General features: G+C 40.8%; 26 protein-coding genes. All 26 read right to left on the bottom strand.

What is annotated here, in order from left to right; all coding sequences use genetic code 11:
• The coding region (locus GXZ17_RS06755; protein ID WP_409376530.1) for a folate family ECF transporter S component at positions 1 to 247 on the bottom strand (247 nt) is incomplete at its 3' end.
• Between the two features lie 24 nt (positions 248 to 271).
• Positions 272 to 1,195, bottom strand: a complete 924-nt coding sequence (locus GXZ17_RS06750; RefSeq protein ID WP_409376529.1) for an ABC transporter permease — start codon at positions 1,193 to 1,195, stop codon at positions 272 to 274.
• A gap of 1 nt (position 1,196) precedes the next feature.
• Entirely contained in the window at positions 1,197 to 2,243 is a 1,047-nt protein-coding gene (locus GXZ17_RS06745) for an ABC transporter permease (RefSeq protein ID WP_409376528.1), read from the bottom strand.
• Entirely contained in the window at positions 2,227 to 3,750 is a 1,524-nt protein-coding gene (locus tag GXZ17_RS06740) for an ABC transporter ATP-binding protein (protein ID WP_409376527.1), read from the bottom strand. The genes GXZ17_RS06745 and GXZ17_RS06740 overlap by 17 nt, the downstream gene beginning before the upstream one ends.
• Position 3,751: 1 nt before the next feature.
• The gene (locus tag GXZ17_RS06735) at positions 3,752 to 4,774 is read right to left on the bottom strand and encodes a BMP family protein (RefSeq protein WP_409376526.1); all 1,023 of its coding nucleotides are present in this window, start codon (positions 4,772 to 4,774) and stop codon (positions 3,752 to 3,754) included.
• Positions 4,775 to 5,156: 382 nt separating this feature from the next.
• Complete coding sequence (locus tag GXZ17_RS06730) at positions 5,157 to 5,852, bottom strand: L-ribulose-5-phosphate 4-epimerase (protein WP_409376525.1); 696 nt, start codon at positions 5,850 to 5,852, stop codon at positions 5,157 to 5,159.
• A gap of 671 nt (positions 5,853 to 6,523) precedes the next feature.
• Positions 6,524 to 7,930, bottom strand: coding sequence for an MATE family efflux transporter (locus GXZ17_RS06725; protein WP_409376524.1), 1,407 nt, complete (start codon positions 7,928 to 7,930; stop codon positions 6,524 to 6,526).
• Between the two features lie 223 nt (positions 7,931 to 8,153).
• Positions 8,154 to 8,504 (bottom strand): SDR family NAD(P)-dependent oxidoreductase, encoded by a 351-nt coding sequence (locus GXZ17_RS06720; RefSeq protein ID WP_409376523.1) that lies wholly within the window; start codon positions 8,502 to 8,504, stop codon positions 8,154 to 8,156.
• A 14-nt stretch (positions 8,505 to 8,518) separates the two neighbouring features.
• Positions 8,519 to 9,430, bottom strand: a complete 912-nt coding sequence (locus GXZ17_RS06715; RefSeq protein ID WP_409376522.1) for an RluA family pseudouridine synthase — start codon at positions 9,428 to 9,430, stop codon at positions 8,519 to 8,521.
• Entirely contained in the window at positions 9,402 to 9,872 is a 471-nt protein-coding gene (lspA, locus tag GXZ17_RS06710; protein WP_409376521.1) for a signal peptidase II, read from the bottom strand. The genes GXZ17_RS06715 and lspA overlap by 29 nt, the downstream gene beginning before the upstream one ends.
• Complete coding sequence (locus GXZ17_RS06705) at positions 9,869 to 10,438, bottom strand: DivIVA domain-containing protein (RefSeq protein WP_409376520.1); 570 nt, start codon at positions 10,436 to 10,438, stop codon at positions 9,869 to 9,871. The genes lspA and GXZ17_RS06705 overlap by 4 nt, the downstream gene beginning before the upstream one ends.
• Positions 10,435 to 11,244: a pyrroline-5-carboxylate reductase gene (proC, locus tag GXZ17_RS06700; protein WP_409376519.1), complete on the bottom strand. Its 810-nt coding sequence runs from the start codon at positions 11,242 to 11,244 to the stop codon at positions 10,435 to 10,437. Before proC ends, GXZ17_RS06705 begins: the two co-directional genes overlap by 4 nt.
• 5 nt (positions 11,245 to 11,249) lie before the next feature.
• A complete protein-coding gene (locus tag GXZ17_RS06695; RefSeq protein WP_409376518.1) occupies positions 11,250 to 11,981 on the bottom strand; it encodes a YggS family pyridoxal phosphate-dependent enzyme in 732 nt (243 codons plus the stop codon).
• Positions 11,924 to 13,486 carry a B12-binding domain-containing radical SAM protein gene (locus tag GXZ17_RS06690; protein WP_409376517.1) on the bottom strand — a complete coding sequence of 521 codons (1,563 nt, stop codon included), beginning with the start codon at positions 13,484 to 13,486 and terminating at the stop codon, positions 11,924 to 11,926. Before GXZ17_RS06690 ends, GXZ17_RS06695 begins: the two co-directional genes overlap by 58 nt.
• Positions 13,487 to 13,490: 4 nt before the next feature.
• Complete coding sequence (gene ftsZ / locus GXZ17_RS06685) at positions 13,491 to 14,537, bottom strand: cell division protein FtsZ (protein ID WP_409376516.1); 1,047 nt, start codon at positions 14,535 to 14,537, stop codon at positions 13,491 to 13,493.
• 18 nt (positions 14,538 to 14,555) lie between these two features.
• Positions 14,556 to 15,818, bottom strand: a complete 1,263-nt coding sequence (ftsA, locus tag GXZ17_RS06680; protein WP_409376515.1) for a cell division protein FtsA — start codon at positions 15,816 to 15,818, stop codon at positions 14,556 to 14,558.
• Entirely contained in the window at positions 15,815 to 16,447 is a 633-nt protein-coding gene (locus tag GXZ17_RS06675) for a cell division protein FtsQ/DivIB (RefSeq protein ID WP_409376514.1), read from the bottom strand. Before GXZ17_RS06675 ends, ftsA begins: the two co-directional genes overlap by 4 nt.
• A 70-nt stretch (positions 16,448 to 16,517) precedes the next feature.
• Entirely contained in the window at positions 16,518 to 17,450 is a 933-nt protein-coding gene (gene murB / locus GXZ17_RS06670; RefSeq protein WP_409376513.1) for a UDP-N-acetylmuramate dehydrogenase, read from the bottom strand.
• Entirely contained in the window at positions 17,405 to 18,790 is a 1,386-nt protein-coding gene (gene murC / locus GXZ17_RS06665) for a UDP-N-acetylmuramate--L-alanine ligase (RefSeq protein ID WP_409376512.1), read from the bottom strand. The genes murB and murC overlap by 46 nt, the downstream gene beginning before the upstream one ends.
• Entirely contained in the window at positions 18,759 to 19,886 is a 1,128-nt protein-coding gene (gene murG, locus GXZ17_RS06660) for an undecaprenyldiphospho-muramoylpentapeptide beta-N-acetylglucosaminyltransferase (RefSeq protein ID WP_409376511.1), read from the bottom strand. The genes murC and murG overlap by 32 nt, the downstream gene beginning before the upstream one ends.
• Complete coding sequence (gene ftsW, locus GXZ17_RS06655) at positions 19,887 to 21,041, bottom strand: putative lipid II flippase FtsW (protein WP_409376510.1); 1,155 nt, start codon at positions 21,039 to 21,041, stop codon at positions 19,887 to 19,889.
• Positions 21,010 to 22,353, bottom strand: a complete 1,344-nt coding sequence (gene murD / locus GXZ17_RS06650) for a UDP-N-acetylmuramoyl-L-alanine--D-glutamate ligase (RefSeq protein WP_409376509.1) — start codon at positions 22,351 to 22,353, stop codon at positions 21,010 to 21,012. The genes ftsW and murD overlap by 32 nt, the downstream gene beginning before the upstream one ends.
• Before the next feature lie 4 nt (positions 22,354 to 22,357).
• Complete coding sequence (mraY, locus tag GXZ17_RS06645) at positions 22,358 to 23,320, bottom strand: phospho-N-acetylmuramoyl-pentapeptide-transferase (RefSeq protein WP_409376508.1); 963 nt, start codon at positions 23,318 to 23,320, stop codon at positions 22,358 to 22,360.
• On the bottom strand, positions 23,307 to 24,704 hold the full coding sequence (murF, locus tag GXZ17_RS06640) for a UDP-N-acetylmuramoyl-tripeptide--D-alanyl-D-alanine ligase (protein ID WP_409376507.1): 1,398 nt from the start codon (positions 24,702 to 24,704) through the stop codon (positions 23,307 to 23,309). Before murF ends, mraY begins: the two co-directional genes overlap by 14 nt.
• The gene (locus tag GXZ17_RS06635; RefSeq protein ID WP_409376506.1) at positions 24,661 to 26,202 is read right to left on the bottom strand and encodes a UDP-N-acetylmuramoyl-L-alanyl-D-glutamate--2,6-diaminopimelate ligase; all 1,542 of its coding nucleotides are present in this window, start codon (positions 26,200 to 26,202) and stop codon (positions 24,661 to 24,663) included. Before GXZ17_RS06635 ends, murF begins: the two co-directional genes overlap by 44 nt.
• Positions 26,199 to 26,493, bottom strand: a 295-nt coding sequence (locus GXZ17_RS06630; protein ID WP_409376505.1) for a penicillin-binding transpeptidase domain-containing protein, incomplete at its 5' end; no start/stop codon positions are given. The genes GXZ17_RS06635 and GXZ17_RS06630, both read right to left, overlap by 4 nt.

Below are 26,493 nucleotides of genomic sequence, written 5' to 3'. Positions count from 1 at the left end.
GGGTAAAGTGAGGCAGATAAGGCCCCATAGGATTTAGAAAGAAGCCTAAAAAGTCAGATAGCCCTCCTACCAGAGCTCCTGACCCTGGCCCAAAATATATCCCGGCCATTATCACCGGTAATTGGCCAAAGCCGATACGAATTACCTCCACTCCCCCCAGGGGAATACGGATACTGGCTAAGCGGGTTAAAACAATACTTAAAGTGGTAAGAAACCCCAGATAAACCAGAGCTTTTGTTCTTTTCACTTTTGTTGTATACCTCCGTATGATCTACTTTTTAATATAGGGTTTATAATCAGAAGGAGGAGTAGCTTTTCCTACTAAACCGGTCAAAACCAGAATGGTTATGAGATAAGGGAGGAGCAAAATAATCTGGGGAGGTAATATCCCCAGAGTCTGGATTCTCATCTGTAGAGCATCAGCAAACCCAAAGAGAAGACTGGCCAAGAAACACCCTATCGGAGTCCATTTACCGAAAATCATGGCTGCCAGGGCAATAAATCCTCTACCGCTGGTCATGCCCCAGGCAAAAAAATTAAGATGGGCAAGAGACAGAAATACCCCTCCCAACCCTGCTAAAGTAGAACCTATAGTAACAAAAATCATTTTGTAGAGATGCACGTCAATTCCTGCTGTATCAGCTGATTGAGGGTTTTCTCCTACTGCTCGCAATCTCAAGCCCCAGGGAGTATAAAACAAGAAATAATGAGAAAGAATAAAAGCTAAAAAAGAAAGATAAACCAGAATGGTATTATTGTTTAACAGAGGTCCAAGATAGGGGATTTTATCCAGAAAAGAAAAATGAAGAGGAGGAAGTCCTGCTACTACTCCGGAGGCTCCCCGAGAACCCCAAATTTTCTGGCATACAAAAGCACTGAAGCCCAATCCAAAAATATTTATTCCTGTTCCTATAACAATCTGATCGGCATAATATTTTACGGTTAGAAGAGCTAAAATTGCTCCCAATGCCATTCCAGAAAGCACTCCAGCTAAAAGCCCGATTCCCGGACTACCGGAAAAATGAGTGGCAAATACTGCCCAGAAAGCAGAGTTGAGCATAATTCCCTCTAAACCAATATTAACAACCCCCGCTCTTTCACAAAACATTCCCCCTAAAGCAGCAAAGGTAAGAGGAGTGGCCATACGAATGGTAGCTTGTAACATACTAAGGTTAAATAGCACTCCTATCTCCATCTTATAAATCCTTTCTTCTCATAATGACTGTTTTTATAAAGTAAGGAGCAGCAACGAGGATTATGACCAGAGATTGAATAATTAAAGAAAGGTCCAGAGGTACTTTGGTGACTCGAGTCATGGTCATACCTCCCGCCCGGAGCATACCAAAGAGAATAGAAGCTAAAATACAGCCTCCTGGATGAAGTTTTCCCACTAAACCAACCGCAATTCCATCCCATCCGTATCCCGGAGAAAACCCATCTACAAATCGACCATGCACTCCTAATATTTCTCCTCCCCCACCTATGCCAGCAATAAAACCGCTCAGAAGGAAAGCCAAAATCTGGCGATTTTTGATAGCTATGCCTTTGTTTTCTGCCGCTTCGGGATTTAAGCCCACTGCCCGGACCTGAAAACCTAAGTAGGTGTGAAACAGGAAAAAAGACACTAAAAAGGAAAAAAATAAAGCAATAATAAAAGAAAGAGAGAGCTGGGTGGGAGGAAGGATTTTGGGAAGAAGAGCACTTTTGGCTACAGGTTCAGTTTGGGCTACCCAACCCGGAGCTTTAAAAGGATAATTAACCAGGTAGCTGGTAAGATAAGAAGCAATATAGCTCATCATCATAGTGGTGATAACTTCATGCACTCCTAAATAAGCTTTCAAGAGAGCCGGAATTAACCCCCACAATGCTCCCATCACTCCTCCTGCAAGAAGAGAAAGGGCAATATGAAGAGGAGCAGGGAGACCGGAGAAATATATTCCAGCTAAAGCGGAGGCTATAGCCCCCATTAAAAATTGCCCTTCTACTCCAATATTGAAAATTCCCGTCCGAAAAGTGAGAAGAAATGCTAAGGCAGTGAAAAGAATGGGGGTAGCCTGGGTTAAAGTTTGCCCCCAGGCATTTTTACTGCCAAAGGCTCCTCGAAAAAGAGCAGAAAAAGCAACCAGAGGTGAATAACCAGAAAATAATAGTATTAGAGCACTGATTAAAAAAGCCAGAAGGATAGCTATAATTTCCGGGAGAATAGAAAAAGAGGAAAGAGATTTTTTAGATAAAAGCTTCATCGATGTGTTTCCCTCCCATAAGAAGCCCAAATTGGTATTCATCACTTTGAGGAGAAAGCTCACCCATAATTTTACCTTCGTATAGCACTAAAACTCTATCGCTTAAAGAACGAATTTCGTCAAGGTCGGCAGATATAAGAATAACTCCCTTGTTTTGATTTTTGAGCTCTATTAATTTGTTTCTTAAATATTCGGTGGCAGCTATGTCCAAGCCTCTCGTAGGTTGAGAAGCCACCAAAAGAGCTACATTTCCTGATAACTCGCGAGCTAAAACCACTCTTTGCTGATTTCCTCCGCTTAAGTTTTTTACCAGCGCGTTTTCTCCTGGAGTATCTATCTCAAATTCTTTGATTTTCTGGGCGGAAAATTGCCTTAAAAAAGAATGGTTGAGAGTTAGTTTTCCTTTTATAAAGGGGGGCTGGTCTTCAAAACCAATGATTAAATTTTCCCAGACGGTGAAATCACCTATTATTCCTCGCCGCAGGCGGTCGTCAGGAATGTGAGCGATACCTCTTTTGATTCTTTCTTTGGGAGAAAGGAAGGTAATGTCTTCTCCTTGAAAGATGATTTTCCCTGTCTGAGGTTTTATCAATCCCACAATCAACTCAGCCAGCTCTCTCTGTCCATTTCCTTCCACTCCGGCAATGCCTAAAATTTCTCCCTCGTGAAGATTAAAGTTAATATCCCGGAGGGTGACTCTTCCTTTTTCTTCTGGAGTGGTTATATTTTCCAGCTTCAGGATAACTTCCTCTCCTGGTTCTCTCCCTCGAGGGAGAGAAAATAGCACTTTCCTTCCCACCATCATTTCTGCTAATTTTTCGGGAGTGGCCTCTTCAATGGGTAAAGTTCCCACTTTTTTACCTTTTCTCAACACCGTAACTCTATCGCAGACTGCAAATATCTCCTTCAATTTATGAGAGATGAAGATTATAGTTTTCCCTTCCTTTTTGAGACTTCGGAAGGTTTCCATTAGTTGATCTACTTCCTGGGGGGTGAGAATGGTGGTAGGTTCATCGAAAATAAGTATTTCCGCCCCCCGGTAGAGAACCTTCAGAATTTCTATTCGCTGTTGGGAGCCTAAAGAGAGTTCTTCAGTCCTGGCTCTCAGGTCTATCTCAAAACTGGCCACTTTTAATAGCTCTCCCAGTTTGCGGAGAGTCTCTTCTTCATTTAAGGATAGGCCTTTTTTGATTTCTTTTCCCAGAACAATGTTTTCCCATACTCGAAAAGAAGGAACCAGAGTCAGATTCTGGTGTACCATTCCTATACCATGTTTAATAGCGGTATGGGGAGAATCAATTACTACTTCTTTTCCTCGTATCAGTATTTTTCCCTCATCGGGGCGGTAAAGCCCGTAGATAGTGCTCATAAGAACTGACTTTCCCGCCCCATTTTCCCCCAGTAGTCCGTGAATTTCTCCTTCTTCTATTTCCAGATCAACATGATCATTAGCTAAAACCCCGGGGAAGCTTTTAGTGAGACCAATGGTTTGTAAGATTTTGGACATTTCAGCCGCCAAATTCTTCTGGACGGGGAACTTTTATTTCTCCTTTACTTATTTTTTCCCGGGCTTCCTCAACTTTTTGCATCACCTCAGAAGGTATTTCTACTTGATGCTTGAAATTGAAAGTTTCTTCCCAGAAAGATTGTTCTTCAGGGAAGCGACAATTACTTATCCACCCTTCAGCTACTCCTTTTTCCAGAATTCCTCCCTGGAAAGTACCCTCAAAGGCAGATTTGATGGTTTCATACACGGCAATATCCACTCTTTTGGTTTCACTGGCAATAATACGCTCTCCCAGATAGCACTGGCAGGCGTCCACTCCCATACCATATACGCCTCTTTCTTTTGTAGCCTCCAGCGCTCCCAGTCCGCTCTTTCCTGCTGCCGCCCATATTACATCGCAACCCTGGTCAATAAGGCTAAGAGCCAGCTCTTTTCCTTTGGTAGGGTCAGTCCAGGCTCCCACATACGCAGTAGGTAATACTTCTGCTCCGGTGTCAGCCCATTTTACTCCCTCTCTAAATCCTATGAAGAAGTCTCTGATTAAGGGGATATCCATGCCTCCCACTATACCAATCTTTTTGGTTTCACTCATATAGGCAGCCTGTACTCCCAGAAGAAATCCTCCCTCATTAGCCTTAAAAAGAAGGGAAGCCACGTTGGGTTGGTCTACTGTCATGTCTACGAGAGCAAATTTCTGCTCTGGGAACTCTTGAGCAATCTTATCCAGAGCGTCAGCTTGGTCAAAACCCACACAAACAATAATTTCATACTCCTGTGAAGAAGCGAAATCTCGCTGGTAGCCCTCGAACTCAGCCACAGCTTGAGGTTCCACATAATCGAGCTCTACCCCTAATTCTTCACTGGCTCGTACTGCTCCGGCGTAAGAAATATCATTGAAAGATTTATCCCCTAATCCCCCGGTAGCCAGGATAAGCCCGATTTTCTTTCCCTCTCCCCAGCAAACAGAAGGAAGAAGTAAAAGAAAAACCATAATGATTAACATCAAAAAACTCCGCTTTTTCATTTTTTCTTCTCTCCTTTCTTTTTAAAAAATTGGTATCGACCCAAATTATTGTAACCTTGAAGGGGGGGGAAAGCAAGGAGTATATCTCTCCTCAAAGCGTAGTCCCAAGTAGCCTTCGCCCTATTTACTTAAACACTTTTCTCACTTTTTCCCCTCTTCAGTACCTTTTTCTTCCCGGAAGATCGAACACAAACACCCCTCTCGTAAACTTGAAAGAAAAAACCCGGAAATCAGATCGAGATAAAGGACAGAAATTCCAAACAACGAGGCCGGCTAAGAAATCCGGGAAAAACCTCTTCACTGAAATTTATCATGGTGACCTTACAAGGAATATTCAAAGAAATACCATTTAGCTTCTCCAGGTCTTGAAAGATATTCCCTCTTACAAGGTAATACTTTGACCATAGTAAGCTTGTGCTCCGTGTTTCCGCAAGTAACGAACTTTTATGATTTCCTCGGGCATAACAGCGTGGGGGTTAAGTTCCAGTGTGAAATAGCTCATTTTCGCTACCTCTTCCAGAACAATACTATTTTGTACTGCCTCCAGGCTATCTTTGCCCCAGGTAAAAGGACCATGAAAAGCCTCTAAAACAGCAGGAATTTCATGGTAGTCCAGATTTTTAAAAGTTTCTACTATCACTTTCCCGGTATTCAATTCCATATTGCTTTCTGCTTCTTTTTTAGTCAATGCCCGGGTACAGGGGATTTCGTCAGCAAAATGATCAGCATGGGTTCCTCCCAGACAGGGAATGCTCCTTCCCGCTTGAGCCCAGATAGTTGCCCAGGTAGAGTGAGTATGTGCTACTCCACCAATATCTTTAAACTGGCGATAGAGCTCTAAATGAGTAGGGGTGTCCACTGAGGGCTTGAGGTTTCCTTCTACCACTTCCCCTTTTTCATTTACCACCACCATCATTTCTGGTCTTAATTTTTCATAAGAAACACCACTGGGTTTGATTACCACCAGGTTCGATTCCCGGTCAATTTCACTGACATTTCCCCAGGTTAAGACCACCAAATTGTTTCTGGGTAAAAGAAGATTAGCTTCGAAAACTTTTTGTTTTAATTCTTCTAACATTTCTTCCTCCTCATCAAATTCAGTATATACTCATTTTAATGAAAAAAGTCCTCCATTTCAATTTTTAAGGAGAAAAAACATTTTTCTGTTCTGAATAACCTGGACAATAAAAAGCAAAACACGTAAAACAATAAGAAAAACCATGTTACTTCCTGACACAAAATTATTATTTACCTTAGTGCTACATACAGAATGTTCCCTTCTCTATTTAAAGGTTGAGCAGGGTAAAATAACTTATCAATTTCAAATGTAAAATACATTTGTTATATATTACAATACCTGCGAGGAGACAAAAAAAGGAGGCTATACTATTTCAACTAAAAATAGTATAGCCTCTGGGAATAGGCCCTATATCCTAAAAAGAAGTTGAGTATTGCCTCTCCGGAAGCCTGAATTGGTGAGAAGTTTCTATTCCAATTGTAAATTGTTGTCTTTGATACGCCACATTCACTGATAAACTCTCTGTTAATCACTGCTTTTAAATTCATCAGAATAACGTTTGCCAGTTTTGGATATCGTTAAATAACCTCTTTTCGTAACTTCTATTTTTCTTGTTCAACTAAATGTGTCCATAATTATATTCATTTCCTTTGTTAACAATATCGTTTGACATTTGTCAAAAAATCAAAACAAGGCATAAGAAAACTTTTAAACAAACACCAAAAGGTTTTTTATATATAATTCATACTATTTTCTGTATTAGAATAAGAAACACTTTTTTGCCTATCTTCTATGGTCTGAATTTTTTTATCATAGATATATTTAAGAAAGACAATACTCAATATAAGAGACGTGCTTTCTGCAATAGGATAGGACCACCATATAAAATTTACATTTCCAAGCAAAGACAATAAATATGCTGACGGTAACAAAACCACCAATTGTCTCAAAGCGGAAGTAATCAAACTCAATAATCCATTTCCAAACGCCTGATATATTGATCCACATATAATACAAAATCCTGCAAAAATATAACTAAGACTTATAATTCGTAAAGCAGGAACTCCGATTTTTAACATATTTTCTGATGCATTAAACAATGATAATAATTGTTTAGGAAATAATTGAATTACAATGAAGCCTAACAGCATAATACAGGAAGCATAAATAATGCTTAATTGAATTGCTTTGAGAATGCGTTCCTTTTTCTGGGCTCCATAATTATAAGCTAGAATTGGAACCATCCCATTATTTAACCCAAAGATCGGCATAAATACAAAACTTTGTAATTTAAAATAAACTCCAAAAACAGCGATTGCTGTTGAAGAAAACTTCATAAGAATTGTATTCATTCCATAAGTAGTCACAGATGTAATAGCCATCATAATGATAGAGGGAACTCCCACTGAATAGATTTTCTGAATGGTTTTTAAACAAGGACGAAAGCCTTTTATTTTGATTGTGATTTCATGATTTACCTTGATATTAAAAATAATTGCTAAAATTGCTGCTACGATCTGCCCTAATACTGTTGCAATTGCTGCACCCGCTACTCCCATTTTAGGAAATCCGAAGTATCCAAAGATAAAAATGGGATCTAAAATAATATTAATAATAGCACCTGTTCCCTGGGCAATCATACTATAAAAACTCTTTCCAGTAGATTGTAGTAATCGCTCAAATATAATCTGAAAGAATACACCAATAGAAAAAGTGCAAATAATGTTTAAATAAGATATCCCATAGGAAAAAATTTCTAAGTCTTTTGTTTGTGCTTTAAAATAAATCTCGGTAAAGAAAATTCCAAATATAAGAAAAACCAAATAACTAAGAAATCCTAAAAAAATTCCATTATTAGCAGCTCTATTAGATTCCTTAAAGTTTTTTTCTCCAAGACTTCTAGAAAGTAGAGCATTAATTCCTACTCCTGTACCCACTCCAATCGAACTCATAAGATTTTGAATAGGAAAAGCCAAAGAAACAGCAGTTAAAGCTTCTTCACTAATTTGAGCTACAAATATACTATCCACCACATTATAAAGAGCTTGTACAAACATAGATATCATCACAGGCAAAGACATATTTATAAGCAATTTTTTAATAGGCATTACACCCATTTTATTTTCTTTTGGTTTCATCTCATGCTTTCTCCTCTATGACAAAACAATGTCACATACAGTATTATCATTTTATGTTAAAAAACTAATTTTATTTGCACCGCAGTAATTCTATTCTGCAACTATTTTAAAAATCGAATCCTTATCACTCAGAATCTAGTACAATTAAAAACAGATTAGGGGATGATGCATATCCTCTCTAAACTATTAGGTTAGATTATATTTATTTTAATAGTAAGCGGTGTTATATTTGTTTCCGCTTTTCTTCACCAACACTATTTGACAAAGAACCAATCTTCTCTGCACTTCCCGTTCCGGCATTGTTAACTAAAATATCTATTTCTCCAAACTCTTTTTCTATTTCCTTTACAAAGTTATTGATATCCTCTGCTTTAGATACATCAGCTCTAACTCCTACAGCTTTCACTCCATATTCCCGGGAGATAGTTTGTGCTACTTCCCTCACTCTTTCTTCTCCTCGAGCACAGAGAGCTAAATGCACTCCTTCCCGAGCAAAAGCTTGAGCTACGGCATATCCAATTCCGATACTGCCTCCGGTTATTACTGCTATCTTATTCTTGAGACCTAAATCCAAGAGTGAAACCTCCTTCACATTTTTATAAAATCATTGATAAATTTTCTCAGGTCCTGCGGAAGAGAAGCAGCGAAGGAAACCCATTCCCCGGAAGAAGGATGGTTAAAAGAAAGAGTAAAAGCATGTAAAGCTTGACGGGAGAAAAGCTCTTTTCCTTTTTTGCTTCCATACACTGTATCCCCCACTATTGGATACCCTTGAGAAGCAAGATGAACTCTAATTTGGTGAGTTCTTCCTGTCTTTGGTTTCACTAACAATAAGGAAAATTCCTTTCCTCTCCCCACTACTTCTATCTCCGTATAAGCTGCTTTTCCTCCTCTTTTTCTTACCTCCATGAGACAAGGGTTGCGAGTACTTCTTCCCAGGGGTAGATCAATAGTTTTTTCTCCCTGCCATTTTCCTTCCACCAAAGCCAGATATTCTTTTTCCACCCGGCGAGCTTTAAATTCTTCTATCAGACGGAGGTAAGCTATATCACGCTTGGCTATTACCATTACTCCGGAGGTGTTTTTATCCAGGCGATGAACAATGCCGGGACGCAGGGGAAAGCCATATTGAGGAAGAGGGATTTGATAATAAAAGAGAGCATTTATCAAAGTCCCCTCTCCCCAGGAAGAGGCGGGGTGAACAGCAAGCCCGGCTCTTTTATTCACCACCAGGATATCTTCATCTTCATAAATCACGTCTAAAGGTAAAAATTGAGGAGGGGGGTGAGAAATATCTTCTACTGGCCAGCAAATCTCCAGTATATCTCCAGGGCGCACCTCTTTACTGGCTTTAGTTATAATTTCTCCATTTAATTTTATTTTTCCCTCACGGATCAATTTGGTAATTAAAGAGCGGGAAACTTCTGGAAAGTGACGATGCAACCAGATATCTATCCGACAAAAAGCCGGCTCATAAACTTGAATTTTCTCTTTTTTCATCAAACCATAAACTTAAGAGGATTAAAATAATTCCCATCACGATGAAAACATCAGCTAAGTTAAAAGTAGCCCAGAAGGAGGGCTCTATAAAATCTATCACATATCCAAAGCGCCAGCGGTCTAAAAGATTACCCCAGGCACCGGCTAAAAAGAGAGAAATTCCTCTGATGTAAGCAATTTTAATAAAAATCCAGAGAAGGACAATAGTGATAAAAACAGTAATTAAGGCCAATCCTTCTTTACTCATTATTTTCCAGCCAAAGGCACTGCCAAAGTTGTGACGTAAAGTAAGCGTAAGAATCCCGGGGATAAGAACAATAGAATCTTCAGCCAGATTTTTAATAGCCCACTGTTTGGTCAGCTGATCAGCAATTAAGGCCAGAGCTATAGCCAGAGAAAACCACAACCATCTAATGTTTCCTTTTCCAGGCTTAGAGTTCATGATTTTCTCAGCCGACTATCCTCCTGAAAATCCTGAAAAGAAAAACGAGCTATTTCTCCTCCTTCTTCTTTTTTTTCCTCCTTATTTCCTTCTTCCAAAGCTTTACCAGTATCCCAGTCTTTTTCCTTCCATTCTAAACTATCCATAAAAGTCTGTAACAACGACCTGAAACGAATTTGAAAAAGACGATATTGTTCCAAAAGGTCCTGGTATCCTCTTTCGATCTCTTTTTTTCTCTCCAGAGCTTCTTCAATAATTTTTTGGGCTCTAATTTCTGCTTCTTTTAAAACCATTTGAGATTCCCTTTTGGCTAATTCTCTCTCCACCTCTGCTTGCTTTTCCCACTCCTCCATCTGGGCTTCCATCTCAGCCAGCTTTTCTTCCCTCCCCGCCAATCTTCTTTTAAGCTCCCGATTATCTTGCAAAATCTTTTCCATTTCTACTGCCATGTTTTCTATTTGAGAAGCCAGTTCTTCCAAAAACTCCCGTACTTCGTGTTCATTATAACCGCGAATAGAGCGGTTAAAATCAATCTCTCGTATCTCTTCCGGTTTCCACCAGCTCATTTTTTCTCCTCCTCATCCTCTATATTCTTAGCTCGCCTATAAGCCTCCTCTACCCCTCCCATCACCAACCCCCTAAAAGCTCCCTCTTCCATTTTTTTTATCCCGGCAATGGTGGTCCCTCCGGGAGAAGCCACCCAATTTTTGAGCTGAGCAGGGTGCATATCCCGGGATTTTAAAAGAGACGCTACGCCCAATACAGTCTGAGTAGCTATTTTTAAGCTCCTCTCCCAGGGGATACCTATCTTCACCCCTCCATCGGCTAGAGCTTCTATAAAAAGGGCTATAAAACCTGGGCCACTACCACTGAGAGCGGTAAAAAGGTCCAAATCCTCCTCCTCTGCTTCAAAAACCCATCCCAGGGAAGAAAAAAGAAATAAAAGGTCTTCCCGTTCTTCGGTCTTCACCATCGGAGAAAAACACACCGGAACTACACCTTCTCCCACTTCCACACATAAATTGGGCATAATTCGCACTATCGCTTGCTGGGGAATAAGCTCTTCCAAATCTTTGATTTTTACTCCTGCTGCCACTGAAACGAAAACCGACTGAGAAAAATTCCGGAGAGAAAGAAGAACCTTTTTCACATCTTTAGGTTTCACAGCCAAAAATACAAAACGAGGAGCTTCTAAATTATTTAAGTTCTCTACCCATTCTAAATCTAAAGAAGAAGCCAGAGTCCTCGCTTTTTCTACCACCTGGTCCAGAAGGAAAAACCGAAACTTTTTATGCCAGTTATCTCGACATAAACCCCGGATTAGAGCACTTCCCATATTTCCACACCCAACAAAAAGTATACTATCTTCCATTTTCTCTACCTCTCTCCAAATATAGCTCGACCTAAACGTAGCATAGTGGCTCCCTCTAAAATAGCCCAGGGAAAGTCATCACTCATCCCCATAGATAACTCCTGAAAACTGGTAATCCGGGGCATTTCGCGATTCACTTCTTCTTTAAGTTCTCGCAAACGGGAGAAAATCTTCCTTACTTCTTGTTCTTCTCCCCCAACGGGACCAATAGTCATAAGACCTCTCAGTTCTAAATGAGAGAACTGAGCAATATGATAAACTAAAGATAGCAATTCTTCTTCCCTCACTCCCCCCTGAGTCTCTCGACCGGTAAGATTAACCTGAATCAAAACCGGGAGTTTTTTATTCAAATCCCTTGCTCTTTTTTCCAGCTCTTCTCCTTTATCTATGCTATCTAAAGAATGAAGGTACTGGAAAAATTCTACCACTTTTTTCGCTTTATTTCTCTGCAATCGACCCACAAAGTGCCACTCTACTTCTTCAGGTAAAAGAGGCATTTTCTTCAGCGCTTCTTGAACCCTGTTTTCTCCCAGATAAATCAGGCCCAGCGAAATCGCATCTTCAATTTTACTCACTTCTACCCCTTTAGTAACTGCTATTACTTTTATATCCTCAGGGTTTCTTCCTGCTCGCTGAGAAAAAATAGTAATCTTTTCTTTGACTGCTTCCCAATTTTCCCTTACCCCATATCTACCACCTGCCAGGGCTTTACATTTCTCCAGGGTGAACGCACCCATTCATCATCTCTACCCAGCTCCCCGAGTAAAGATTGCCATGCCCTAAAGGACCAGGGGTGAGGATGAGACAACAATTGAGGAATTTTCTCTCCTATGAGGCGATCTCCCCGAGCAAGAAGCAATTGAATCCAGGCTAACCGAGGGCTCTCTCCAGAAAAAGGAATTTTCAGCTTACCCAGACCTCTTTCCCAGATTCTTTTTTCTCTTTCCCAATCCCGAATAGAAGGAGTCCTCCAATCAGAAAGAGCAGTATGAGGTTTAGGTATTAAAAAACTGTAAGAAACTAAAACTTGCTGAGGATTCTTTATTCGAGCAACCAATTTTGTTAGAAACTCTAAATCTTCTTCTACCCCTCCCTCCGGTTTACCTAACATAAAATAAAGTTTTATTCTTTTTATCCCCTGTTCTAAAAGTTCTTTTATCAAATCTATCCATTCCTCGTTAGAAAGTCCTTTTCCCAGTACCATTCGAGCAGGAAAACTTCCACTTTCTGGAGCAAGAGTTATAGTTTCAACTTCTCCTTCACAAAATAACTCCCCCAGATTCTTTTTCCTCACAAGAGAAAGAGCGGAAAGAGAAGAAAAAGTGAGTTTCTTATTTTTTTTAAACACGTACTTTATTATTTCTTCCAAGGCGGGGTGAGACAATAAATCCGCCCCCACCAAACCTATTTTATCGGACCAGGGAGAAACATGGTCAATCATTTTCTCTATCAATTCTAAAGACCTGTTGCGTAAAGGATGGTATATATTTCTACCAGCACAAAAAGAGCAATGATACCTGCAACCCCTGCTTACCTCTACCAGAGAGGCACCCTGAAAATAGGAAAAAGGGGTATAGATGAAAGTACGAGTCTCGAATTCATTAATGTCTACCCATTGTCTTTTTACTGGAAAAGAAAACCCTTCTTCTGCCTCGAAACCCTGAAGTTCTCCCCCTTGATAAAGGGGTTTAACCCCACCGGGGATATACACCCCGGGAATATTCCCCAGAATCTTTTTCTTTTCTTCTCTGCTTTTGCCTTTTTCCTCCCCTTCCTTCCATAAAGCAAGAATTAAGGGAAAAATTTCTTCTGCTTCCCCTATCACTATAAGATCCATAAAGGGATCAAGAATTTCTGGATTAAGAGTAGCAGCAGGACCACCACTTATTACCCAGGGGTCTTTTTCTTTTCTATCTCGGGCAAAAAGAGGAATCCCCCCCTCCTGCAGTAAAGAGAGAAGATTAAGGATATCCAGCTCAAAAGAGAAGTTGAATCCTATCATATCAAAAGAATTAAGAGGTAAACCGCTTTCTAAAGAGCGGGAGCCATACTCACAAAAAAACCTTTCTCCTCGCCAATCTGGGGCTTCAAAAAGAAGACGGATAATAGACTGGTAACCTAAGTTAGTCATCCCTAAAGAATAATCTCCAGGAAAGCAAAGGGCAAACAAAAACTTACCCACTTTACTGGAGGGAAAAATCCCCTGCTCTTCCTCCCAGTAATTTTTGGCACTTTCTACCATTAACTTATTTTTTTCTCAGGAAAGCAGGAACATCCAGGTCATCAAAGGAGAAGGAGTCTGCAATCTCGCTCACCCTCTCTTCCTTTTCCTCCTCACCGTGATCAAACCCTGTAGCAATAATGGTAATTTCTACCTCGTCTTTCATTTTCTCATCAACTATTGCTCCAAAAATGATATTAGCTTCTTCCGAAGCAGATTCGGTGATCACTTCTGCCACTTGATTCACGTCCCAGATACTGAGACCAGGACCACCAGTAACATTAAAGAGCACTCCCTTAGCACCAGAAAAAGGTATTTCCAGTAGAGGACTGCTTACCGCGAGATATGCCGCTTCTTTGGCTCTGTTTTCACCACCAGCTCTACCGATACCCATGAGAGACGTCCCTGCTCCTTCCATTATAGCTTTGACATCGGCAAAGTCCAGGTTGATTATCCCCGGGATATTTATGAGGTCAGAAATGCTCTTTACCCCTTGCAAAAGAACATTATCCACCATGCTAAAAGCCTCTCCTACTGAAGTAGAGGGACTGGCAATTTGCAAGAGTCTATCATTGGGAACCACAATTAAACTATCTACTCGCTCCCGCAAAAGAGCAATACCTTCTTCTGCCTGGCGCATCCTCTTTCTACCCTCAAAAGTAAAAGGTTTAGTAACTACCGCTACAGTCAAAATGCCCAGTTCTTTAGCCAGGCCAGCAACAACCGGTGATGCTCCAGTGCCTGTTCCCCCACCCATGCCGGCAGTAACAAATAACATATCTACGTCTTCCAGAATTTCAAAAATCTTCTCTTTATCCTCTTCTGCCGCCCTTCGGCCTATCTCTGGATTAGCACCCGCTCCCAACCCTCGAGTTAGCTTTGCTCCAATCTGTAATTTGACATCGGCTAAAGATCTTTCTAAAACTTGAGTATCAGTATTCATAGCCACAAAGCCAACCCCTTTAAGGCCAGCCTGGATCATACGATTAATTGCATTACCTCCCCCACCACCCACACCTATAACTTTTATGTTTACCTTTCCGTTGCGAAGCCTCTGAGAATTCGAACGCATGACTATCACCCTCCGCCCTTAGTCCAGCATAAAAAAGTCTCTAATCCAATCTATAACTTTAGACCCCCGATTCTCTAAGTCGAGAACCAGCGATTTTCTACCTCTTTTTGTCGCTTCCTCCAAACCAAATTGCAGTAAACCACAAGCAGTAGAAAACATAGGATGAGATACAGTTTGGATCATTCCCACATGGTCTTTACTTTCCGGGGAACCTACTCTCACCGGTAATTCTAAAATAGAAGAACCTAATTCTGCAATACCCTCCAAAAGGGCACTTCCTCCAGTCAAAACCACTCCTCCCCGCAAAAGAGGATAAAAACCTGAAGATTTAATCGCTCGACGGATCAACAAAAATAGCTCTCTCACTCGTGCCTCTATTATCTCACAAGCATACTTCCTTTTTACCGTCTGTAGAGAGGAAAGTCCCAAATTTTTAGCTTCAATAACCTCATCATCAGGAATATGCCGGCTGAAAGCGCAACCATGGTGTAATTTGATTCTTTCCGCTTCGTCCCGGGAGGTTCGCAGACCTACAGCCAAATCAGAGGTAATACTCTCCCCTCCCAGAGGAACTACTCCTGAATAACGCATAGAGCCTCCGTAAAATATAGCTATATCTGCAGTCCCTCCTCCTATATCCACCAGAGTAATCCCCATTTCTTTCTCCATGGGGTGCAAAACAGCCAGAGCAGAAGCCAGAGGCTGAAAAACCAACCTATGAACTTCTAAACCCGCCTGCTGGAAACTTTTGGAGAAATTGTGAAATTGGTTCTCATCTACAGTAATTAAGTGAACCTTTGCCCGAAGAGAAGAGCCAATCATACCCGCTGGATCGGCTATCCCTGTTTGATCATCCACTATATATTCTTGAGGCAAGAGGTGGAGTATTCTTTTCCCTTCCAGATTTACCCCTGCCTTAGAGCCCTCCAGCACCTTATCTACATCTCGAGCATTAATTTCTCGTCCTCCCTTATTAAGAAAAACTTCATTCTCCAGGTTAAAAGAGGACACGCCATCACCGGCTATTCCGGCATACACAAGATCGGGCATCGCACGAGCGATTTCCAGAGCTAAAGAAAATGACTCTCTGATGGCCCCTGCTGCCTTATTAATATCTATTATTTTCCCTCTCCTTACGCCCCGAGAGCTACTCAATCCTACTCCCAGAACCTCAATAGCACTGCTTTTTTTCTGCCCGATCAGGGTGCAAATTTTACTAGTTCCCACGTCCACCGCTCCCAAAATAGGAGAGTGGCTATCCAAGGAGCGCCAACTCTTCAAAACGCATCCTCCTCGCTCGGCACTATAACCAGATCATCTCCTACTCGAAGATCAAACCCTCCTACATCCAGGTACTTTACCGCTATATCTCTCAAGTAGGGCTTAAGAATAGCCGATTTTTTCTTCAAATTATTAACCCCTTCACATCTTATAAATATACCACTTTGTAGCTGTAAAATAAACAGCCTATCATTCTCCACTGTCACAGCAGAAAGAGGAAGTTCAAACTCCTTCTTCCAAACTTTAATCAAGTCCAGCGACTCTAATAATAAACTCTTTCGATTCTCTGGCAAGTAAACCCTTACTAAATCAGTAGATGAAGCAGGGATTTCTACTCCTTCTTCATCTACACAAAAAACTTCGTCTCCCACCTCTACCCAGGCTTCTGGTTGACGTTCTTTTATTTCTATCTGCACAAGATAGGGAAAAGATTTACGCACTCTTGCTTCCTTTACCTGGGGAAGCTCTTCTAACCTTTTTTCGATTTCCCAGGGACGGAGAGCAAAAATATTACTACCCAAGGGGATATTAACTACCTTCAATAATTCTTCTTCCTGTAGCCATTGATTACCACTTATCTCTATCCTTTTTACCTTAAAAATTCCCGTCTGGAAAATTAAACTGAACAAGGCAAAGGAACATAGTCCTAAAATAAAATAAAAAAAAAGATTTGTCCAAAAAGCTTGGTTCTTTTCTGCATTAAGGCCATAGTTCTACTTCTCTTTCTAACCAGATACCTTTATTTTTATATACTTCTTTTTGTACCCAGTTCATAAGATATTCTATTTCCCAGGATTTTGCTCCCCCCAAATTAACAATAAAGTTAGAATGTTTGGAGGAAATTTGGGCCCTTCCCAAACGTAAGCCCTTAAGACCCATTTCTTCTATTATCCGAGCAGCACTATTCCCTTCCGGGTTAAGAAAAACACTACCCGCAGAAGGCCACTCCAAGGGTTGTCCTTCCTTGCGTAAGTAGCAAAATTCCCTAATTCTCTCCTCTAAAATTTCTTGCTCTTCAGGAAAGAGATTAAAAACAGCTTTTAAAATCACTATTTTCTCTTTTTTTAAATTAGAATATCGATAAGAAAAAAACAAATCATCTCTATTTAACCATTCCCTATTTCCATTTTCCTCCCGTATTTCTACTTTTTTTACCAATGGACCGATTTCTTTTCCAAAACAACCAGCGTTGATCCTGACGGCTCCTCCTACTGTCCCCGGCACTCCCACTAAAAACTCTATCCCTCCCAGACACTCCTCCCGAGCAAAGCTTACAAGATGCGAAAGAGGAGCTCCTGCCCCCCCCTCTATACAATTTCCTTCCCTTTTCAGTTCGCAGAACTCTCCTCCTAATTTAATCACCACTCCAGGAAATCCCTCATCTTTTACTAAAACATTAGAGCCCCGTCCTAAAATTTTCCACTTTATCCCTTCTCTCTCACAGGAGGAAACGACCTCATCCAAACATCCTCCATTTCTCACCTCAACGAGAGCAAGAGCTTTTCCTCCAACTTTCCAGGTGGTAAAATTCTTCATCTCCGGCTGAGGAATGATGGATAAATGGGGAATGTTTTCTAACTGATTTATTATTTTCCTCCATCTTGAGAGCAAAGAATCCATCCCGCTTTCCATACATCTCCTGCACCCATAGTAACCACCAGGTCCTCCGGCTTCAATATTTTTAAACACTCTCGAGCTGCATCTTCTGAGCTTTCTACCAGCTGAACTTTTTCAAACCCATCTTTTTTCATTTCCTGGTAAATTAATTCTGCAGAAACACCAGGGATGGGCTTTTCCCCGGCAGGGTAAACAGGCAAAATGAAGACCTGCTGAAACTTTTCCAGAACTCTGGCCATCTCCCGATATAACTGAAAAGTCCGAGTATAGCGGTGGGGCTGGAATATAACTATCAAATTCCCTCCAGCATAATCCAGAGCAGTTTGCCATACAGTCAACATTTCTGTAGGGTGATGAGCGTAATCATCTATCACCAGTGCCCCCTTTGCTCTCCCTATCTTCTCAAAACGTCTTTTTACTCCCCGGAAAGAAGAAATAGCCTTTTTCAAATGGTTCAGTTCTATTCCTAATTTTAGTCCCACCGTAATAGCAGCTAAGGCGTTATTTACATTGTGTAGTCCCGGTACCCGTAATTCAAAATCAGCCAATTTTTTATCTTTCCAGTCCACCTGGAAAATGAAACCATCCTTCTTTTTTTCTTTAATCTTCCCTCTTACATCTCCTTCTTCCATGCCATAGGTTAAAATTTCTAAAGAAGAAAGATAAGGCAATATGGAGCGAACTGTAGGGTTGTCTTGACAGACCACCCCGAACCCCTCTTGTTTTATCTGGTGTAGAAAGCGGATGAAAGCTTTTTTTTCCTCTTCCATGTTTCCATAAAAAATCAAGTGGTCATCTTCAATATTGGTAACTACAGCACAGAAGGAATTAAGTTTCAAAAAAGAGCCATCACTTTCATCTGCTTCAGCTATGAAAAATTCTCCCCTGCCTGCTTTCGCATTCCCTCCGATATCCTCCAGTTCCCCTCCTATAGAAACAGTAGGATCCAGGCCTGCCATTTCAAAAAGAAGAGAAATCATAGAAGTAGTAGTAGTTTTACCATGGGTTCCGGCCACCACAATGCCTTTTTTGCTGTTTACCAGAGATGCTAACATCTCTCCCCGGGGAATGATGGGAAGATTTAATCTTCTAGCTTCTTTTAATTCTTCATTTTCTTCAGGAATGGCTGAAGAAACGATAACCGCTTCTGCACCCCGGACTTGTTCCAGACGGTGACCCAGAAAAACTCGTATTCCTTTTCCCTTCAAACGGGCTATAGCTTCATTCTCCGTAATATCAGAACCACTAACCACGTATCCTTGTTCATGAGCTATCAGCGCTAAGCTACTCATCCCCGCTCCTCCAATACCAATAAAGTGGAGGTTACGGGGTAAGAGATAATGTGTCTTGTCCAATCCCTTTCCCCCTTTTTAGTTCCTCGATTATGGTCTGTGCAATCTGGGAAGCCGACTCTCTCAGATATTTTCCCCTTAAATCAGAAAAAACACAAGAGGAAGAAATCAAAATCTTTTCCACCTCTTCTATAAGCAAGGAAGAGGTTAAATTTTTTTCTTCTATAACTCGAGCTAATCCTTGCTTCTCTAACCACTGAGCATTATACAGTTGATGGTCATCGGTTGCATCTCCATAAGGAATGAGCACAGATGGCAACTCAAACCAGAAAAGTTCAAAAATAGTGTTAGCTCCCGCCCGGGCAATAGCCAGATCTGCCGCAGCATAGGCTATCCCCGGTTGAGGCAAAAATTTGTAAACTAAATAAGGAGAGGAGAATTTCTCTGCCATTTCTTTGGTGTGCTCAAAACCCTCTTCACCGGTGATATGGATTACCTGTAATCCTTTTTTTTCTAACCAATCCATGGTTCCTAAAAAAGTGGTGTTAATTACCTCTGAGCCCCGGCTCCCCCCCATAACCAGAATGGTTTGTCTATCCTTCTTCAGTCCTAACTTTTGCCGGGCCTCCTCTTTTTTTTCCTTCCAATCCATTACTTCTTCTCGCAGGGGATTGCCCACCACGTCGATCTTTTCCTCCCTATCTTTCCAGTAAACAATAGCCTCTGGAGCAGAAATGAAAATTTTCCTGGCCCAGCGAGATACTAATCGGTTGGATAACCCGGGATAAATATTTTGTTCGTGAATATAAATGGGAACACCTAAAACCCTCGCCCATATAGCACTCAAAAGAGAAAGGTAGCTTCCCATGCCCAATAGAGCTCGAGGGCGATAACGGAAAAAATAAAAAGCAGTCTGGAAAAATCCTATTAAATTATCCATCAACACAGAAAAAAAAGAAAAATCCCATTTTCTATTCCAACCTCGAGCCCGGACAAAAAGAAGAGGAAAGTCTGCTTCTTTCAACAAATTTTCTTCCATTCCTCGTTTGGTTCCCAAAAATATTACTTGAAAGCCTCTCTTTCTTATCTCTTGAGCAATACAAAGAGAAGGAAAAATGTGCCCTCCTGTTCCTCCTGCAGCAATAAAAATCGTATCCATCTATTTTGTACCTCGCGCGACATTAAACAAAATCCCCAGCTCGCTAAGAGTGATTATTAAAGAAGAACTACCATAGCTCAATAAAGGGAGCGTCACTCCGGTAACAGGAAGAAGCTTTAAAACCGCGGCCATGTTAATGAAAGCCTGCAATATAATACTAAGAGTAACACCCATAGCCACGAGTCCTCTGAATTCATCTTGAGATCCTTGAGAAATTTTCCAACCCCGCCACAGGATAATGATAAACAGTATCACCACCGCCGAGGTTCCTATAAATCCTAATTCCTCTCCTATAATAGCAAAAATGAAATCAGTATGGCGATCGGGAAGGAAAAAAAACTTTTGACGACTTTCACCTAACCCTCGTCCCGCTATTCCGCCTGATCCCAGAGCTATGAGAGATTGAATGATGTGAAACCCTCTGCCTAAGGGATCTTTCCATGGATCAACAAAAGCATAGATACGCTCTCGCCAGTAATCCTTACCTCCAAAAAGAATGAGAAAAACACCACTGGGTATTAAAACTATCAAAATCAAAAGGAGGTGCTGCAATTTACTCCCTCCTAAAAACAACATAAGAAAGGCAACAAGAAATAGAAAAAACGCGGTACTCAGATCTGGCTCGATCAACACTAAAAGACAAATTAACCCCACTAAAATCATAAAAGGCATAATTCCTTGCCAAAAATCTTCCACTCTTTCTTTGTAATTCGCCAGAGCATCGGCTAAATATAAAATTATACTCAATTTAGCTAATTCCGAGGGTTGAAAGCTCAAAGCCCCTAAATTTATCCACCGGTAAGAGCCTCCCCTTACTCTCCCTACACCAGGTACAAAAACCAAAATCAAAGAAACAAAAGTAGCCAAGAGCAAAAAGCGGTTTATACTCCGCAAGCGATCTAAAGAAACAAAAGTAAATATAGTTAAAAAAAGAAACCCCAGTAAAATTCCTAAAAGATGCCTTTTCAAAAAGTAAAAAACATCGCCATAAGCGTACAAAGCAGTGGTCATGCTTGCACTAAATACCATTACAATCCCTAAAAGCAATAGTAAAAGTATTGACCAAAAAAGGTAGGGGTCAATATCCCACCACCACCTGGTTTTAAAAGAAAGCCTCTCGTCGTTAACAGGAAGTGTTATTTTGTTCCAAGTCATAAACCAATTGACGGAAGTGCTCCCCCCTTTCCTCAAAATTACGATACTGATCCCAGCTAGTGCAAGCTGGAGAGAGAAGAATAGCATCCCCCTCCTGAGCTAGGCTTCTTGCTCTCTTCACTGCTTCTTCAAGAGAAGAAACTAAATACCGTTCAAGATGAGAGGGGATAAACCTCTCTATCAGATTCCGAGATTCTCCGTAAATAACCGCTGCTTTAACTTTACTACTTTGAAGAGCAGAGTTAAGTTCACTAAAGTCATCAATTTTCGCTCTACCTCCCAGGATTAAAACAACAGGACAAGATAAAGACTCTACAGCTACTCTCGTCGAAGAAGGAGTGGTAGATTTTGAGTCATTAAAATAATCTATCCCCCTCCAGCTTCCTACTTTTTCTAAACGATGAGGAAGAGAAGAAAGAAAAGATATTGCTTCTTCTACTATCTTATCCTCTATCCCTAAGAGTAAAGCTATAGATATGGCAGCGAGTAAGTTTTCTTGTTGATGTTTCCCGGGAAGAGAAAAGTGAGAAAGAGGAAAAAGAGCTTTTTCACCTTGAAAAACTTCGTTTCCAGAAATATAAAATCCCTCGGTGAGTTTTTTATCTCGAGCAACCGGCACCAATTGAGATTTAACTAATCGGGAAAAACGAGTTGACCAATCACTGAGAGAAAAATTGATGATAGCAAAATCATCCCTTCTCTGATTCTCAAAAATGCGAGCCTTAGCTTGAAAGTAATTTTCTATAGTAGAATGATAATCCAAGTGATTAGGAAACAAATTCAGCACTACAGCTACCGAAAAATGAGCCTTTTTTATGCGAGACAGCTGAAAACTGCTTAACTCTACTATTCCCCAATCAAATTTTTCACGAGCAGAAAGACTTTCTATCAAAGGATAACCCCAGTTACCTCCCACAAAAACTGACCAGCCAGCCCTCTCCAAAATTTGTTTGGTCCAAAAAACAACAGTACTTTTTCCACAAGAACCGGTAATTCCAATGAGAGGAAAGGAAATAAACCGAGTGGCTAACTCTATTTCGCTGATCACCGGTATTCTGCGTTCTTCTAAAGCCCGTAAAGCCGGATGAGTCGGTGGTATACCAGGACTGGTGATGACCTCAGAAATAGAAGAAAAATCAGTCTGCAAAAAATCGGAGGAGGAAAGGAACTCAAACCTCTCACTTTCTGCTATATCTCGAGGTATTTGCTCCTCTTTAAGATAATCATCTATAGCTAAAACTTTTTCCTTTTGTTCAAGGAGAAATCGGCTGACTGCTATTCCTGTTTTACCCAAACCCAGAACTACCTGCATTTTTTCACCTCATTATCCCTAAAAGTGCGGCCACTACTCCCACCCCCTGGATGATCCAGAACCTTACAGTAATTTTACTCTCTTTTTCTCCTCGGAGTTCAAAATGATGGTGGAGAGGACTCATAAGAAATATTCTTTTCCCAAATACTTTGAAGGAAAACACTTGAAGAATCACCGAAAGGGTATCCAGAAGATAAACAAAACCGGCTAAAGCTAATAGCCAGGAATAGCCAGAAAAAAGAGCTAAAATCCCCATAAGAGCTCCTAAAGACAGAGAGCCGCAATCTCCCATAAAAATCCGGGCGGGCCAGAAATTAAACCAGAGAAAAGAAAGCAGCGCTCCGCTGAAGATAATTGCTACCTGAGCTAAAGGAAAATTTCCCTCTAAAAAAAAGAGCCCCGCCCAAAAACTAAAAGTCAAAATTCCACAACCCGCTGCCAACCCATCCAAACCATCGGTTATATTAAAAGCATTAGTAGAGGCCAAAATTAAAAACAAACCATAAAGAAAAAAAGGTATCTTCCCCAACTCTATGATCCCACTTCCATAGGGGACAATTAAATAGTGAGGGAAAAGAGGAAATCCTAAAATCAAAATAAGAACAGAAAATACCAGTTCCAGAAGAAATTTGTGGCGGGCTTTCAAGCTCCAGGGTTCTCCGCGAAAACTTTTAAAATAATCATCTAATAAGCCTAAACCAGTAAAAGAGAGCAAAGTTATAAGTATAATCCAGATCTGGGGGGTAAACTGCTGGAAGAAAGAGAGCACCAATAATCCAGAGAGAATCATAATTATTCCTCCCATACTGGGAGTATTTTCTTTATGAAGATGGAGATTGGGGCCTTCTCTTTTTATTTTCTGGCCTATACGGGTTTTTTCTTGCCAGCGAATGAAAAAAGGAAAGAAAAACAACCCCAGAGCAAAAACCATAAGAAGAGAAAAAATCAGACTTTTAATCTCGTTCATGGTTTTCTCTCCACTCTGGAGGAATAGCCTTCTCCAGCTCTAACTTCCTCGATCCCTTAAAAAGTATTGCCCACCGCTCTCCCCTGGGCGTATAGCGAGAGAGAAATTCTCGCACCTCCAGAGAGGTAGAAAATAGTAAAAACCGGCCCTCCTGTATTTCCTCTTTAGCTATTTCTTCTGCCGCTCTTTTCATTTCTTCTCCCACCAATAGAGTACGAGAAAGAGAAGATTTTTTTAGCTCCCTCAAAAACTCTCGATGAGCTTCAGCAGAAACACCCCCTAATTCTAACATATCTCCCCATACTCCCCAGGTTTCAAAACCATGGCAAGCTAAAGAATCCAGAAACTGCAAAGATTTACGAGAAGAAAGAGGATTAGCATTATAAGAATCATCGATGACGATTCCTCCCTGGTAGAAGAAAAAATTACCTCTTCCCTGAGGAGGTTGCCAATCTCTTAAACTTCCTTCTATTTCCTCCACTCCTATACCCAGTTTACAAGCCAGATGGAAAGCAGGCAATAGCATAACTGCCACTTCAGGAAAAAGAAAAGGAGCAAAAAAACAGAAGTCATTTTCTCCCATTTTTATCTCTATTTTAGCTTTCCAGGTTAAAGGATCGAGCGAGAAACTTTTCAAGTAAATGTGATTGGCAGGGGAAAAGCCAAAAGATATAATTTTTTTCCCCTCTATCTTTTCCCCTACCAATCCACTCCATTTCTGGTCGGTATTGAGATAAATTATCTCGGTCTTTTCCCTGACCAGTTTAATTTTTTCTTTTACTACTTCTTCCACACTACCTAAACCCTCCAGATGCCCTTCTCCAAAAGAAGTAAAAACCACCATGTGAGGGTCAATAATTTCTGCTAATTCTTCCATCTCTTTTTTTTTGCTTATCCCCGCTTCTATTATTAAATAATCATTATTTTCTTTAAAATTGGCTATAGAGCTCGCTACTCCTATTACTGTGTTAAAACTCTGAGGAGTTGCCTCTACCAGAAAACGCCTGGATAGTAAAGAGGCAAAAAAGCTCTTGCAAGTAGTTTTGCCCACCGTGCCGGTTATGGCAATTTTATATCCCGATAATTTTTGAGAAGCCCCCCTTCCGAGATGCTGGAGAGCTAAAAAAGTATCCGGTACTCGAAAAACATAAGTTTCTTCTTCTCCATCTTCAAAACGACTGACCAGGACTCCCGGCGCACCTTTCTTTATCGCTTCTTTCACAAATAAATGTCCATCAGTCCTTTCGCCTTTAAGCGCTACGAAAAGTTGCCCTGCTTTCAGGGAACGGCTGTCAATGGCCACCCCCTCAAAAAAGGGAGCCTTCCCTGTTTTCTGCATTTCAGCTTGAGTAATTTCTACTATTTCTTGAGGATAAAACTTCATTTTTCTTTTCTTTCAATATTTTCCAGGCTATATAGTGGTCGTTGTGAGGAATCGCTTTCCCGCCATACACCTGGAATCTCTCCGGGCCCTTCCCCGCCAAAAAAACTGTATCTCCTTTTTGAGCCAATTCCAGAGCCTGCCGGATGGCATCTTCTCGATCCAGAATTACCTCAAAATGTAGATCCTTATTCTTTGCTGCTCTTTTTACTCCTTCTAAAGCATCAAAAGCAGTTTGCTCCGGACTCTCTCCCCGGGGATTATCAGTGGTAACAATACATACATCACTGAAGCGAGCCACCGTTTCTCCAATGAAAGGCCTTTTGCTCCTGTCTCTTTCTCCTCCACAGCCAAATACGGTAATCACTTTCCCCGGAGTTAGATCTCGAATAATAGAGAGACTTTTTTCTAACCCATGCCAGTTATGAGCAAAATCTACTATGACGGTAAAATCTTGACCTGCTTCTACAAGCTCCCATCGACCAGGAATATGATGAACCTGGAATAGCGCTTCTTGAATATCATTTATATCTAAACCATAAAAAAGAGCCAAAGAAATAGCAGAAAGAGCATTGTACACATTATGAATGCCAGGAAAATGAATTACCACTTCCATTTTCCCCCAGGGACTTTTTACTAAAAAAGAGCTTTGCTGAAGAGAACAAGTAATGTTCTCTCCTCTTATCTCTGCCTCCTTGTTTAGGCCGTAAATGAGAGAAGGAACTCCTATTCCTTTTCTCATTTTAAGGCAATTTTCGTCGTCCCCATTCACCACTACTACCCGAGGATAACTCTTAGAGAGATTTTCTTCCACCATCTGTAGAAGTTTTCTCTTGCTCGCAAAATAATGTTCGAAAGTACGATGAAACTCCATATGTTCAGGAATTAAATTGGTAACTAAAGCAGAATCAAATTTTATTCCTTCCACTCTTCTTAAAGCTAAAGCGTGAGAAGAAACTTCGACTACTGCGTTTTTTATACCCATTTTTTGCATCTCATAAAGATGGCGATAAAGAGAAAGAGACTCCTCGGTAGTGTTTATGGCTTCTTCTTCTTTAGGACCTATTATGTTGCGGGCTGTGGTAAGAAGACCACAGGGGAAACCACTTTTTTCCCAAATGGCGCGGAGGAAAAAACAAGTAGTAGTCTTTCCATTAGTGCCTGTTACTCCCATAACCCTGAGAGAAGAAGAAGGGTCACCATAAAAAAAGGAGGAGGCCAGAGCCAGAGCTTTTCTCCCTTCAGGAACTAAAACCCAGGATACCTTAACTTGGGGAGGAGGAACAAATTCTTTTTTTTCTAAAACTACTAAAGTTGCTCCCCTTTTTATCGCTTCTTCAATATAAAAGTGACCATCGGTATTAGAACCAGGAAGGGCAAAAAAAACATAGCCCGGCTGTACCCGACGAGAATCAAAAACAAGGCCTCTAACTTCTTCCTCGGGGTTTTCAATTTTTCCTTCTTCAAAAGAAAATGAAGACAAAAACTGACCTATAGTCAAAATAGCCCTACCTCCGCTTCATCTGACATTATACCAGCATAGTTAATAATGTTCTGAGCAATTTCTCTAAAAACAGGAGCAGCAATATCTCCGCCATAATATTCTCCTTGTGGTTCATCCAGAACTATAATAATTCCAAAGCGAGGCTCAGGAAGAGGGAAAAACCCTACAAAAGAAGAATAAAACTTGCGAGGGTCATAGCGGCCGTCAAGTCCCACTTTCTGACCAGTTCCTGTTTTCCCCCCTATACGATATCCTTCTATATAAGCCTTTTTTCCCGTTCCCTCTTTT

The organism is Candidatus Sordicultor fermentans, from assembly GCF_012728195.1.
Classification (GTDB): domain Bacteria; phylum Atribacterota; class Atribacteria; order Atribacterales; family Caldatribacteriaceae; genus Sordicultor; species Sordicultor fermentans.
Note: the sequence above shows the minus strand (reverse complement) of the source record. Positions and strands in the feature narration are given on the sequence as shown.

Bases quoted from the DNA above. Each gene is read 5' to 3' on its own strand.
- ftsW (WP_409376510.1), bottom strand. From the start codon at position 21,041: ATGACTTGGAACAAAATAACACTTCCTGTTAACGACGAGAGGCTTTCT.
- murG (WP_409376511.1), bottom strand. From the start codon at position 19,886: ATGGATACGATTTTTATTGCTGCAGGAGGAACAGGAGGGCACATTTTT.
- murF (WP_409376507.1), bottom strand. From the start codon at position 24,704: ATGAAGTTTTATCCTCAAGAAATAGTAGAAATTACTCAAGCTGAAATG.
- GXZ17_RS06750 (WP_409376529.1), bottom strand. From the start codon at position 1,195: ATGGAGATAGGAGTGCTATTTAACCTTAGTATGTTACAAGCTACCATT.
- proC (WP_409376519.1), bottom strand. From the start codon at position 11,244: ATGGAAGATAGTATACTTTTTGTTGGGTGTGGAAATATGGGAAGTGCT.
- GXZ17_RS06705 (WP_409376520.1), bottom strand. From the start codon at position 10,438: ATGAGCTGGTGGAAACCGGAAGAGATACGAGAGATTGATTTTAACCGC.
- GXZ17_RS06695 (WP_409376518.1), bottom strand. From the start codon at position 11,981: ATGGGTGCGTTCACCCTGGAGAAATGTAAAGCCCTGGCAGGTGGTAGA.
- GXZ17_RS06740 (WP_409376527.1), bottom strand. From the start codon at position 3,750: ATGTCCAAAATCTTACAAACCATTGGTCTCACTAAAAGCTTCCCCGGG.
- murB (WP_409376513.1), bottom strand. From the start codon at position 17,450: ATGGAAAGCGGGATGGATTCTTTGCTCTCAAGATGGAGGAAAATAATA.
- GXZ17_RS06725 (WP_409376524.1), bottom strand. From the start codon at position 7,930: ATGAAACCAAAAGAAAATAAAATGGGTGTAATGCCTATTAAAAAATTG.
- GXZ17_RS06745 (WP_409376528.1), bottom strand. From the start codon at position 2,243: ATGAAGCTTTTATCTAAAAAATCTCTTTCCTCTTTTTCTATTCTCCCG.
- lspA (WP_409376521.1), bottom strand. From the start codon at position 9,872: ATGAACTCTAAGCCTGGAAAAGGAAACATTAGATGGTTGTGGTTTTCT.
- ftsZ (WP_409376516.1), bottom strand. From the start codon at position 14,537: ATGCGTTCGAATTCTCAGAGGCTTCGCAACGGAAAGGTAAACATAAAA.
- mraY (WP_409376508.1), bottom strand. From the start codon at position 23,320: ATGAACGAGATTAAAAGTCTGATTTTTTCTCTTCTTATGGTTTTTGCT.
- GXZ17_RS06715 (WP_409376522.1), bottom strand. From the start codon at position 9,430: ATGAAAAAAGAGAAAATTCAAGTTTATGAGCCGGCTTTTTGTCGGATA.
- murD (WP_409376509.1), bottom strand. From the start codon at position 22,353: ATGCAGGTAGTTCTGGGTTTGGGTAAAACAGGAATAGCAGTCAGCCGA.
- GXZ17_RS06735 (WP_409376526.1), bottom strand. From the start codon at position 4,774: ATGAAAAAGCGGAGTTTTTTGATGTTAATCATTATGGTTTTTCTTTTA.
- GXZ17_RS06690 (WP_409376517.1), bottom strand. From the start codon at position 13,486: ATGGTAGAAAGTGCCAAAAATTACTGGGAGGAAGAGCAGGGGATTTTT.
- GXZ17_RS06730 (WP_409376525.1), bottom strand. From the start codon at position 5,852: ATGTTAGAAGAATTAAAACAAAAAGTTTTCGAAGCTAATCTTCTTTTA.